The organism is Rubneribacter sp. (genome assembly GCF_965361815.1).
The window spans coordinates 1-11431 of the sequence record NZ_CBDTNW010000077.1; the positions used below are offsets into that span (position 1 = coordinate 1).

Here is an 11431-nt window from a genome sequence, read left to right on the forward strand (position 1 = left end):
GGTGGAAGGCGCGGCCTACGCCGCCGCCGGCAGCGGGGCCGACATGCTCACCATGCACACGGTGGGCGGCGTGGACATGATGGCGGCCGCCCAGCGCGGCGCCGAGCGCGCGGCCGCCGAATACGGCCACCCCGTGCCGGCCACCCTCGGCATCACGGTGCTCACCAGCATGAACGATGCGGCGCTGGCCGAGACGGGCGTCTCGCGCGCCATGGCCGACCAGGTGGTGGTGCTGGCCGAGCAGGCCAAGCGCGCCGGCATCTCCGGCGTGGTGGCCTCGCCGCAGGAGGCCGCGCGCCTGCGCGAGATCCTCGGACCCGACGCCTACATCGTCACGCCGGGCGTGCGTCCCGCAGGCGCCGACAAGGGCGATCAGAGCCGCGTCGCCACGCCGGCGCAGGCGTTCGAGAGCGGGGCCTCGCACATCGTCATCGGCCGTCCTATCACGCAGGCGCCCGATCCGGCTGCGGCGTTCGAGGCCATCGTGTCGGAGCTGTGAGCGCCGCGCCTTTCCGACCGGCCCGCGTGCTTTCGGAGGTTTTCTGAGGCGGTCTGGGAAGATGACGATTGGCCGACGGGGGGTCGACAGGGAGGCGGTTTGCGCCTACAATGTGTGCCCGCCCCTTGAATTTTTTTGAATTTCCGGCAAATGACAAGGTGAAACAAGCGATTGCATGCTAGTATCGGCGCATCGCTTCACGGAACACGAAGGAGAGAAACAGATGGCTATTCCTCAACTCAGCCCCGAAGAGCGCCAGGCCGCTTTGGAGAAGGCGAAGGCCGCCCGCATCAAGCGCGCGGAGGTTCGCGACGATCTGAAATCCGGCAAGCTCACTCTCGAGCAGGTTCTCGAGATGAAGGACGATTCCGTCGTGGGCCGCATGAAGGTCTCCACGCTCATTGAGACGCTTCCCGGCTACGGCAAGGCCAAGGCTGAGAAGATCATGAAGGAGCTGCAGATCGCCGAGAGCCGCCGCCTGCGCGGTTTGGGCGAGCGCCAGCAGAGCGCTTTGCTGGAGCGTCTTGGTTAGTTCCGTGCGCAACGGAAACCTGTTCGTCGTATCTGGGCCATCGGGTGCCGGCAAAGGCACGCTGGTGGCCCGTCTTGTGCAGGAGGTCCCCGACGTCTGGGTGTCCATCTCGGTCACCACAAGAGAGCCGCGGGAAGGGGAGGTCGACGGCGTCCACTACCTGTTCGTGTCCGACGAGGAGTTCCAACGCCTTGTGGACGACGACGGGCTTTTGGAGTGGGCCACCTACGACGGCAACCGCTACGGGACGCCCCGCAAAGGCGCGGAGGAGCACATCGCTCGGGGAGACCAGGTGGTGCTCGAGATAGACGTGCAAGGCGGATTCCAGGTGCGTGAGCGCTTCCCTTCGGCGCACTTGGTGTTCATCGAGCCTCCCTCGCTCGAAGAGCTGGAAGCGCGTCTGCGCGGAAGGGGCACGGAGTCCGACGAGGCGGTGGCTGCCCGCTTGGCTGCGGCGAAGGTGGAGCTTTCGCGCAAAATGGAGTATGATATACGGCTTGTAAACGACGATCTGGAGGAGGCCGTTGCGGCGTTGACGGCCTATGTGAACGAGCAAGCCGAGAAGACACGAGGTTGAGACACGATATGAGCATCATCGAACCGAAGATCGACGAACTGCTGGACCGGACCGACAACGACCGGTTTTTGCTGTGCGCCTTGGCGTCCAAGCGCGCCCACGACATCAACGACATGATGCGGGGCCAGCGCGACCGCGCCATCCAGCTGCAGACGGCTGTGGAGATAGCGCGTGCGGCGGACAAGAAGCCGCTGTCGCTGGCTTTCGGCGAGATCGCCCGCGGCGAGGTGTCCTACGACCCGGCCAGCATCGACATCAAGAACCACTAGAGCTTGGCTGGCCTGCGGCCAGCGGAGCTTGCCGACACCGCGAACGGCCCCAGCACCGAACCTTGCCCCTTGCGAGAGCGTCCTTGCGTGCGAAAGCGCGTGCGGCGGCGTGGCGGGCAATCTTCGACGCTGGGGCCGTTCGCGCTGACTTGCACGTCAACCTGCGCGCTTTCGTTCGCGAGAGGCGCGTCGCCCGAGGGGTTTCCCATGACTGAATTCCAACGCATCTGCCTGGTCCATTACCATGAGATAGGGCTTAAAGGCCACAACCGCGCAACGTTCGAGACAAGGCTGCTCAAGAACCTGGAGGCGCTGCTGGGGGCGTTCCCCGTGGTGACGATCCACCGGATTGCGGGGCGTTTGTGCGTGTTCTTGAAGGAGGGGACGGGCTGGGAGACGGCGAAGGCCGCCGCCGACCTGATAGGACAGGTGCCCGGCACGGCCCGCGTGTCGTGCGGGTTCAAGTGCCCCCGCGACTTGGACGAGATGGCCCGGGCGGCGCGCGCGGCCATGGACGAGGCGGGGGAGTTCTCGTCGTTCAAGGTGGCGGCCCGGCGCAACCACACGGACTTCGAGATTGGCTCCATGGACATGAACCGCATAGTGGGCGCCGCTTTGTGCGCGGCGTATCCGGACAAGCGGGTGCGCATGAAGGACCCCGACCTCACCGTCGGCGTGGAGGTGGTCCAAGGGGCTGCCTACGTGTACGCCCGCTCCCTGCCGGGCGTCGGCGGGCTTCCGGTGGGCAGCTCGGGCACCGTGGCGTGCCTGCTGTCGTCGGGCATCGATTCCCCGGTGGCCGCCTGGCGGATGGCGCGGCGGGGAGCGGTGTGCGTGGGCGTGCACTTCTCCGGCCGCCCGCAGACCTCTGATGCAAGCGAGTACCTGGTGGACGACATCGCCCGCGTGCTGGAGCGCACCGGCTGCATCGCGCGTGTGCACACGGTGCCCTTCGGCGACTGCCAGCGCGAGATAGCGCTCTCGGCCCCGCCCTCCCTGCGCATCATCATGTACCGCCGGCTCATGTTCAAGGTGGCCGAGGAGATTGCCCGCCGCGAGGGCGCGGGGGCCCTTGTGACGGGCGAGAGTTTGGGGCAGGTGGCTTCGCAGACCCTCGACAACATCCGCTGCACCGACGCGGCGGTGCAGCTTCCGGTGTTCCGCCCGCTCATCGGCACGGACAAGCTGGAGATCATCGGCGAGGCGCAGCGTTTGGGCACGTTCGACATATCGTCGCAGGACGCGCCCGACTGCTGCACGCTGTTCATGCCGCGCTCTCCTGAGACGCATGCGAAACTGTCCGTCGTGCTGGAGGCCGAGGACGCTCTTCCCATCGAGCGCTGGGTGGGCGAGCTGGCCGACGCCGCCGAGGTTCGCGACTACGCGTGCGCCGCCTACCGGCCCCGGGCACGTCGCACGCCCGCGACGGCTGAGGCGGCGCGTTAGAAGCCCACTTTCCGCGCGTTTTCGCAGGGCGCGCTGGAACTGCGCTGGATCCGTGCTGGATCCGCATTGGATTCGCGTCCACTCTGCGTTGGCGGCGCGTCGGTTTTCCGCGGGGACCGCGTTGGAAACGCGTCGGATCCGCGCGGAAGCGCGCTGGATGTGCGCCATGTCCGCGCAAGGCGCGCTTGGTATGCTCTTGTCCTCGAGGGAAGGGAGCATGCCGTGTCGTTTGCCGAAGACGCCGAATCTTTGCGAGCCAAAGCCCATATGAGCGGGGCGCGCCTGCCGGTGCTGGTGGGGTTGACCGCGTTGGCGCTGGCGGTGATCGCGATAGCGGGCGGGGGCGTGGCCAAAACGCTGTCGTCGGAGGGGTTCAGCGTCTCGAAGGGCGAAGCCGCTCAGGAGGCGGCAGGTGCGGAAGGGTCGCAGGAAAGCGAGCCGCCGCAGGAGGCTGCCACCGTGGTCGTGCACGTGGGCGGTGCGGTGCGGGAGCCCGGCGTGCGGGAGGTGCCCGAGGGGTCGCGCGTTCAAGACGCGGTGGACGCCGCCGGCGGGTTCGCCGAAGGGGCTGCCGCCGACGCGCTCAACCTGGCGCGGGTGCTCGTCGACGGCGAGCAGGTGATGGTCCCCACCGTCGAGGAGCTTCAGGCGCCCCCGCAGCCTCAGGCGGATTCCGGAGGGTCGACGTCGTCGGGGTCTGCCGGAGCGGGCGGCGGCAAGGTGAACATCAACACGGCCTCGGCCGAGGAGTTGGACGTCTTGCCGGGCGTCGGTCCGTCCACGGCGGCCAAGATCGTGGCCGATCGCGAGGCCAACGGCCCGTTTTCCACCATAGAGGATCTCAAGCGGGTGTCGGGAATCGGCGACAAGAAGTACGCCGAGCTGGCGGACTCCATATGCGTTGGGTAGGGCGCCTGTCCGCGCGCGGCCGCAGGGCGGTCGAGCGGCTTTGCGCGGTCGGGCTTCCGTCGCGCCGGCGCGGACGGGCGGTGTTCGTCGCAGAATCCGAGCTTGCGGGGGAGGGGGCGGGCCAAGGCCGAACCCTCCCTCCTCGCCCTGCGCTGCCCCCCGCGCTCGCGTGCGCGCTCGGTTTGTGGGCGTCTTGCGCCGTAGTGTTGCTATCAGCGCAAGGATGGGGCGTTTCGGCGTGCCTTTTGGTCGGCCTCGGCGGCCTTGCGGCCGCAGGTGCGGCGACGGCAGCGATTTGGCGCCGCCGCGCCGTGCTCGCATGGGCACTCGTTCTGGGCGCGGCTTTGGGGGCGTGCTGCGGAGCGTGGGCGGGCGCGGCGCAGCACGCCTCCCAAGAGGAGGCGGAAGGGGCGTTCGGCCGGTGTCGGTTCTTTGCGCTGGCGGACGGAAGCGAGGGATTGTACGGCGCAAGCTGCCTTGCGCGCGCGACGCTTCCGGACGGGTCGTCGCATGTGGCGCAGGTGCGGCTGTCGGGGGAGTGCGGCGTTCCCCGCTACGGAGACGTGTTCGAGGCCGAGGCGTCCCTGGCGGCCCCCTCCGGCTCTTCGGCCGCGTATTGCTGGCGCCAGGGCGCCGTTGCGCAGGTTCGCGTGGGCGAGGCTGCGCCGGGGGAGGAAAGCGGCCTGGCGGCAGGGCTTCTTTCCGTTCGCAACGGCGCCGTGGACCTGCTCGCCGAGCGCGGCGACGCGGCATCGGGCGTGCTGGCCGCCTTGGTGTGCGGCTGGCGCGGCGGCTTGGACGACGATGTGTACCGGTCCTTCCAGGCAACGGGCCTCGCGCATGTGGTGGCGGTGTCGGGCGCCCATCTCTCCATCGTCTCGGCGTTCGCCTCGTCCCTTTTGCGCGCTTTGCGGGTACCCCGTGCGATCGCCCAGGTTCTCCAGGCGCTCCTGTTGCTGGGTTACCTTGTGCTGTCGGCGGCTCCGCCCTCGGCCGTAAGGGCGGCCGTCATGGCCTTCGCGGGAATGCTCTCGTTCGCCGCCCGACGCCGGCCTGCCGCCCTCAGCGCGCTCGCCGCGTGCATGGTCGGGTGCATCGTCGTAAAGCCGCATACGGCGCTGTCCGTGTCCTTCGCGCTTTCTGCGCTCTCGACGCTGGGCATCGTGCTGTTCGCAGGCTTGGGCACGGCCTGGCTTGCGCGCCTCTTCCCCCGTCTTCCGCGCTTCGTCGGCGAGGCGCTGGCCCTCACCGGCGCGTCGAGCATCCTGGCCACGCCGCTGTCGGCCGCGATGTTCTCGCAGGTTCCGCTGGCGTCGCCGATTGCGAACGCGGTGGTTGCGCCCCTGTTCGCGCCGGTGTGCTCGGTTGGTCTGGCGGCGGTGCTGGCCGCCTTGGCCGCGCCGGCCGCCTCCGGTTTCCTGCTGACTCTCGCCTGCGGCGGAGCCGAGGCCATGGTGCGCGCCGTGTCGGCGCTCGCCTGCATTCCGCACGCGAGCGTTCCGGCGTCGCTGCCCGTTCCGGCCGCGCTCGCCCTGTCGGCGGCGATGGCGGTTGCGCTGTGGGTTGTGTGGCCGGCTCCGCGCAAACGGGCGCTCGCCGCGGCCTGCGCCCTGTGCGCCTGCGCGCTCGCCGCCTGCGCGCTGGTGCTGCCCCGGCTTGCCGGGGACGAGATAGTGATGCTGGACGTGGGGCAAGGCGACGCGTTTCTTATCCGCAGCCGCGGGGCGGCCGTGCTCGTGGACACGGGCAACCAGGAGGGCCTGCTGCGGGAGGCGCTCGCGCGCCACGGGGTTGTGAGGCTGGACGCCGTGGTGGTCACGCATGGGGACGACGATCACAAAGGGGCGCTTGGGTCGCTTGCGGGCGTTGTGGAGGTGGGGTGCGTCCTTGTTGCGAACGACGCGCTCTCATGCGGCTGCGCATCGTGCGAGGATCTGGTGGAGGATGCCGCGAAATTGGTGGGCGCCGACGGCGTCCAAGGGCTGTCGAAGGGCGATGAGCTGGACGTGGGGGCGTTCGGGCTCGAGGTGGTGTGGCCCGATCGCTTCGCTGACGAGGGAGGCAACGCCGACAGCCTGTGCCTTGCGGCAAAGGCGGACGTGGACGGAGACGGCGCGGCCGACTGGAGCGCCCTGTTCGTTGGCGACGCGGAGCGCGAGCAGCTGGGGCGGCTCGTCGAGGAGGGCGCGGTGGGGCACGTCGACATCTACAAGGTGGGCCACCACGGTTCGAAAAACGCCCTGGACGACAAGACGGCCGCCGCCTTGTCGCCGAGCATAGCGCTGGTGAGCGCGGGAGAGAACAACCGCTACGGCCATCCCGCGCCCGAGACGATAGGGCTTCTGGAGGCTGCGGGCGCCTCCGTGTTCAGGACGGATCTGCAAGGGGACGTTTCGTGCAAATTAGGACCCGACCGCATCGAGGTGCGGACGCTGCGGTAGAATGGCCCCATGACCGACAAAAGCGAACAGAGCGCCCCGCTGCTTCCCGTGTACTTGGCGTGCGGGGAGGATGCGCTCAAACGGGCCACCGTGGCAAAGCGCCTGCGGGCGCGGCTCTCTTCCCTGGGCGACCTGTCGTTCAATTCCGACGAGTTCGACGGCGAGGCCGCCTCGGGGGCCGACATCGTGGCGGCATGCAACACGGTCCCCTTCGCCAGCCCCGTGCGCCTGGTGGAGGTGCGCGCGGCCGACAAGCTGAGGAAGGCCGACGCCGAGGCGGTGGTTTCCTACCTTGACGCACCGTGCGGCACCACCGTGCTTGCGCTTTCCGCCGAGAAGCTGGCGAAGAACACGCGGCTGTACAAGGCCGTGGCCAAGCACGGCAAGACCGCTGTCATAGACTGCGCCCCCCTCAAGCGCCACGAGCTTCCCCGTGCGGTCCGCTCGATGGCCGCAGGCCACGGCATTGTCCTCACGGAAGGCGCCGCCGCGAAGCTGGTGGAGCTGGCGGGCGAGGACACGGTGCGCCTGGACAGCGAACTCAAAAAGATCGCCCTTGCGCACCGCGGCGGCGACGCGGTGAACGAGAGCGAGGTCATCTCGCTGGTCAGCCGCACGGCCGAGGTCAAGCCGTGGGAGTTTGTCGACGCTTTCTCCGCGCGCGACGTTCGCAGATGCCTGCTGTATCTGGGGCGCATGGAGTCGGTTTCGCCGCATGCGCTCCTGGCCATGTGCACGACGCGCTTGCGCGAGCTGGTGTGCGCCCGCTCCCTGGCCGACCGAGGCAACCCGCGCGGGGTGGCCGCCGCGCTCAAGGCGCCCGATTGGCGCGTGAAGAACCACGTTCGATGGGCGCGGGGTTTCTCCGCCGAGGAGCTGCGGAGGGCCCTTGTGTCGGCTCGCGACGCCGAGCAGGCCATGAAAAGCGGATCGGATCCGGACGCCGCGTTCCTCGACTGGGTGCTCTTCGTTGCGGCCCGCTAGGGCCGGCGTTCGATACGGCAAGGGCCCGACATGCGAGAAAGCCCCGGCGCGCCGGGGCTTTCTCGCTCTTGATATGCGGACGGATCGCGCTGCGACCTCCGATGGATCGTCTACTCGGCGGCTTCCTCGGCGCCTTCAGCCTCAGCCTCGGCAGCCTCGGCCTTGGCGGCCTCCTCGGCTTCCTTGGCCTTGCGGGCCTTGGCCTCGGCCTCCATCTTGAGCTGCTTCTCGCGGCGCTTCGCCTTCTCCTTGGCGGCCGCCTCAAGCTCGGCGAGACGAGCGGCCTTGCGCTCGGCCTTCTTCGAACCGGTCTTCTGCTTCTTCTTGGGCGGCTTGACGTAGGCGGCGCGGTCGGCGTCGGTCACCACGGTGTTGGCCAGGCGCATGATGCCGCTCTTGCGGTTGGCGGCCTGGTTCTTGTGGATGACGCCCTTCGAAGCCGCCTTGTCCATCAGGCGGCAGGCGGCCAGCGCGGCGGCGTAGGCCTCGGTGCCGTTGCCGGCGGCCACGGCGTCCTTCACGTGGCGCGTGGCGGTTTTAAGCTCGCTTTTCACCGCGCGGTTGCGCATGCGGGCCTTCTCGTTGGTGATGATGCGCTTCTTCTGGCTCTTGATGTTGGCCATGTGCGTGCTTCCTCCAATGAATCGTTTTCCGTACGTGCGCGGGACCTTGCGGCCCCGTGCGCATCCGGCGAAGCATGCTCGCGCGGGGATGTCCGACGGCCATGCGCGCGCTCCGGCAGGACGCCGCCCGCCTTGGGCGATGGCGCATGGTGGAGCCAGGCGGGATTTCCCTGCTCCGTCAGCCTATCGGCCATCCAGCGAGACGAATCGTGAAAACGCAGCCTCGTCTGCCGATCCGGCGATGGTTGAACCCATCGCGCGCACGTGTCGCTGGATACGCAATGCGTTAGAATAGCAAAGGACACGCCCGTTTTCACGGGAAATCTTGGAAACCGCGTATTTTTCTTGAAAGGACGACCGCCCATGGCCTTCGCGAAACGCGCCCTGCCCGCTTTGCCCGCCCTTCTCTCGTCCGTCTTCCTGGCCTTGGCGCTTGCCGGCTGCTCGCCGGCCGCTCACGAGGTGGTGGACGCGTCGCAGGACTGCTCAAGCTGTCATTCCGAGGAGAAGGCCGTCTACGACGCGCCCTCGCAGGGCTTTCCCGGCGCCCAAACTGTGGGCGCCTCTGCGACGGTGAACGCGTCGGCACTAAGCGTGGTCGTGTGCGAGCCGCGCTTCACCTCGGAGGACGGGTCGTCGTTCGTTCCTGTGCGGGTGGCCGAATGCAAAACCGCAGGCGGTGTGGCCAACATCGAGTTCCCCTCGGACGGCCCGTGGGTCCTGTGCCCGGACGGGGATTCGTCGAAGGCCGTCCTCGTGGTGAGCGAGGAGGGCTACAACGTCGACCACGCCGCCGTGGAGTTGTGATGCCGTCCGGAGCCCTACGCCCCCCGCGCTGCTAGAATGTAGGATCGAACGACCTGAGGAGACGCGCCGCGCCCGTCAGCCGGCGCGTCCCGTGTTGCGAAAGACAGGACATGAGCACCGACCCGAACCACATACGAAACTTCTCCATCATTGCGCATATCGACCATGGCAAGTCCACGCTCTCGGACCGCATCTTAGAGCTTACGGGCACCGTGTCGGCGCGTGAGATGCAGGCCCAGCTGCTCGACAGCATGGACATCGAGCGCGAGCGCGGCATCACCATCAAAAGCCAGGCCGTGCGCGTGGCCTACACGGCCGACGACGGGCAGACCTACCAGTTCAACCTCATCGACACGCCGGGGCACGTGGACTTCACCTACGAGGTGAGCCGCAGTCTGGCCGCCTGCGAGGGCGCGGTGCTTGTGGTGGACGCCACGCAGGGCGTGGAGGCGCAGACGGTGGCCAACGCCATGATGGCCATGAACGCCAACCTCGAGATCATCCCGCTCATCAACAAGATAGACCTGCCGGCGGCCGAGCCCGACCGCGTGCGCGAGGAGATAGAGGAGGGCCTGGCCATTCCCGCCGACGATGCGGTGCTCGCCTCGGGCAAGACCGGCGCGGGCGTGCACGACCTCTTGGAGGCCGTGGTCTACAACATCCCCGCGCCTGAGGGCAGCGCGGACGCGCCTTTGCGCGCGCTTATCTTCGACTCGTACTTCGACCCGTATCGCGGCGTGGTGGCGCTTGTGCGCGTGGTGGACGGCTCCGTGAAGAAGGGCGACAAGGTGCTCATGATGGCCACGGGCACCGAGGTGCTGGTGGAGGAGGTGGGCGCGCGCCGCCCGGCTGAAACGCCGCTGCCCGCGCTTTCCGTGGGCGAAGTGGGGTATTTGGTCACGGGCTTGAAAGACGTGCGCCAGGTGAAGGTGGGCGACACGGTGACCGCCGCTCGCGGCGGCGTGGATAAGCCGCTGCCGGGCTATCGCGAGGCCAAGCCCATGGTGTTCACGGGCCTGTTCCCCATCGACGGCGACCAGTACGAGCCTTTGAAGGAGGCGCTCGAGAAGCTCTCGCTCAACGATCCGGCGCTCGCCTGGGAGCCGGAGAAGTCCCACGCCCTTGGCTTCGGCTTCCGTGTGGGCTTTTTGGGCCTGCTGCACATGGAGGTGATCAAGGAGCGTCTGGAGCGCGAGTTCGGGCTGGACCTTCTGGCCACCGCGCCTTCGGTGGAGTACCACGTGTACAAGCAAGGCGGCGAGATGGTGAGCCTGCACTCCCCGCAGGAGATGCCCGACCCCGGCGAGATCGAGCGCGTGGAGGAGCCCTACCTCAAGGCGAAGATCCTCATCCCGCCCGATTACGTGGGCGCGGTCATGGAGCTGACCACCGCGCGGCGCGGCACCTTCGTCACGATGAACTACCTTTCTCCCACCACGGTGGAGATGCTGTGGGAGATCCCGCTTTCCGAGCTTATTCTGGACTACTTCGACAAACTGAAGTCCAACACGAAAGGCTACGCGAGCCTTGACTACGAGATGGACGGCTACAAAGCCTCCAAGCTGGTGAAGCTCGACATCCTTCTGTCCGGCAAGCCGGTGGACGCGCTGTCGTTCATCGTGCACCGCGACAAGGCCTACGATCGCGGGCGCGTGCTCACGGAAAAGCTCAAGGGCATCATTCCGCGCCAGATGTTCGAAGTGCCCATCCAGGCGGCCATCGGAGGTCGGGTGCTGGCGCGCGAGACGGTGAAGGCCAAGCGCAAGGACGTGCTGGCCAAGTGCTACGGCGGCGACATCAGCCGCAAGCGCAAGCTGTTGGAGAAGCAGAAGGCCGGCAAGAAGCGCATGAAGGCCATCGGCAACGTGGAGGTTCCGCAGGAGGCGTTCATGGCTATTCTGAAGGTGGATGACTGATGCGCAGGGACAAAGAGGAGTTCGACTGGATAGACGATCCGTTCGACGAGAAGAAGGCCGCCCGCGACCGCGAGCGCGCCGCGATGTCGGGCGGTTCCAAGGCGGCGCTCGGCTGCGGGTGCCTGGTTGCCGCGGTCGTGCTGATCGCGCTGGCGGCGGTCGTGCTGATGGGGCTTATGGACGTGCTGGCCTCGTAGCGGCACGCGCCGGTCGAAGGAGGAGGAGACTGAGTTGAAGACCAATCCCGTCATCGATGCCATCTTGTCGCGCCGGTCGGTGCGCAGGTTCGAGGAGCGGTCGATCGCCCGTGAGGACCTGGAGGCCATCGTCGCCTGCGGACAATGGGCGCCTTCGGCGCGCAACCGGCAGGAGTGGACGTTTGTGGTTGTGGATGACCGCGCGCGCCTCTTGCGGTTGGCCGAGGTTGT

General features: G+C 67.9%; 13 protein-coding genes. 12 read left to right on the forward strand and 1 reads right to left on the reverse strand.

Annotated features, from left to right (window positions below):
• The 8 genes from pyrF to holA form a co-directional block, all read left to right on the forward strand.
• The coding region (gene pyrF / locus ACWKY3_RS05850; protein WP_449315490.1) for an orotidine-5'-phosphate decarboxylase at positions 1-499 on the forward strand (499 nt) is incomplete at its 5' end.
• Positions 500-722: 223 nt separating this feature from the next.
• A complete protein-coding gene (mihF, locus tag ACWKY3_RS05855) occupies positions 723-1031 on the forward strand; it encodes an integration host factor, actinobacterial type (protein WP_449315491.1) in 309 nt (102 codons plus the stop codon).
• A gap of 4 nt (positions 1032-1035) precedes the next feature.
• Positions 1036-1608 (forward strand): guanylate kinase, encoded by a 573-nt coding sequence (gene gmk, locus ACWKY3_RS05860; RefSeq protein WP_449315502.1) that lies wholly within the window; start codon positions 1036-1038, stop codon positions 1606-1608.
• 8 nt (positions 1609-1616) lie between these two features.
• Positions 1617-1877, forward strand: a complete 261-nt coding sequence (locus ACWKY3_RS05865) for a DNA-directed RNA polymerase subunit omega (RefSeq protein ID WP_449315492.1) — start codon at positions 1617-1619, stop codon at positions 1875-1877.
• 207 nt (positions 1878-2084) lie between these two features.
• The gene (gene thiI / locus ACWKY3_RS05870; RefSeq protein WP_449315493.1) at positions 2085-3323 is read left to right on the forward strand and encodes a tRNA uracil 4-sulfurtransferase ThiI; all 1239 of its coding nucleotides are present in this window, start codon (positions 2085-2087) and stop codon (positions 3321-3323) included.
• A gap of 222 nt (positions 3324-3545) precedes the next feature.
• The gene (locus ACWKY3_RS05875) at positions 3546-4232 is read left to right on the forward strand and encodes a helix-hairpin-helix domain-containing protein (protein WP_449315494.1); all 687 of its coding nucleotides are present in this window, start codon (positions 3546-3548) and stop codon (positions 4230-4232) included.
• 203 nt (positions 4233-4435) lie between these two features.
• Positions 4436-6673 carry a DNA internalization-related competence protein ComEC/Rec2 gene (locus ACWKY3_RS05880; RefSeq protein ID WP_449315495.1) on the forward strand — a complete coding sequence of 746 codons (2238 nt, stop codon included), beginning with the start codon at positions 4436-4438 and terminating at the stop codon, positions 6671-6673.
• Between the two features lie 9 nt (positions 6674-6682).
• The gene (gene holA / locus ACWKY3_RS05885) at positions 6683-7657 is read left to right on the forward strand and encodes a DNA polymerase III subunit delta (RefSeq protein ID WP_449315496.1); all 975 of its coding nucleotides are present in this window, start codon (positions 6683-6685) and stop codon (positions 7655-7657) included.
• A gap of 110 nt (positions 7658-7767) precedes the next feature.
• Here the strand turns inward: holA and rpsT are convergent, their stop codons facing one another.
• Positions 7768-8280, reverse strand: coding sequence for a 30S ribosomal protein S20 (gene rpsT, locus ACWKY3_RS05890; RefSeq protein WP_449315497.1), 513 nt, complete (start codon positions 8278-8280; stop codon positions 7768-7770).
• Positions 8281-8643: 363 nt separating this feature from the next.
• Here rpsT and ACWKY3_RS05895 point away from each other — a divergent pair, with 363 nt between their 5' ends.
• The 4 genes from ACWKY3_RS05895 to ACWKY3_RS05910 form a co-directional block, all read left to right on the forward strand.
• Positions 8644-9087 (forward strand): hypothetical protein, encoded by a 444-nt coding sequence (locus ACWKY3_RS05895; RefSeq protein WP_449315498.1) that lies wholly within the window; start codon positions 8644-8646, stop codon positions 9085-9087.
• Positions 9088-9197: 110 nt separating this feature from the next.
• Complete coding sequence (gene lepA, locus ACWKY3_RS05900) at positions 9198-11003, forward strand: translation elongation factor 4 (RefSeq protein WP_449315499.1); 1806 nt, start codon at positions 9198-9200, stop codon at positions 11001-11003.
• Positions 11003-11200, forward strand: a complete 198-nt coding sequence (locus tag ACWKY3_RS05905) for a hypothetical protein (protein ID WP_449315500.1) — start codon at positions 11003-11005, stop codon at positions 11198-11200. Before lepA ends, ACWKY3_RS05905 begins: the two co-directional genes overlap by 1 nt.
• Positions 11201-11234: 34 nt before the next feature.
• Positions 11235-11431, forward strand: a 197-nt coding sequence (locus ACWKY3_RS05910; RefSeq protein WP_449315501.1) for a nitroreductase family protein, incomplete at its 3' end; no start/stop codon positions are given.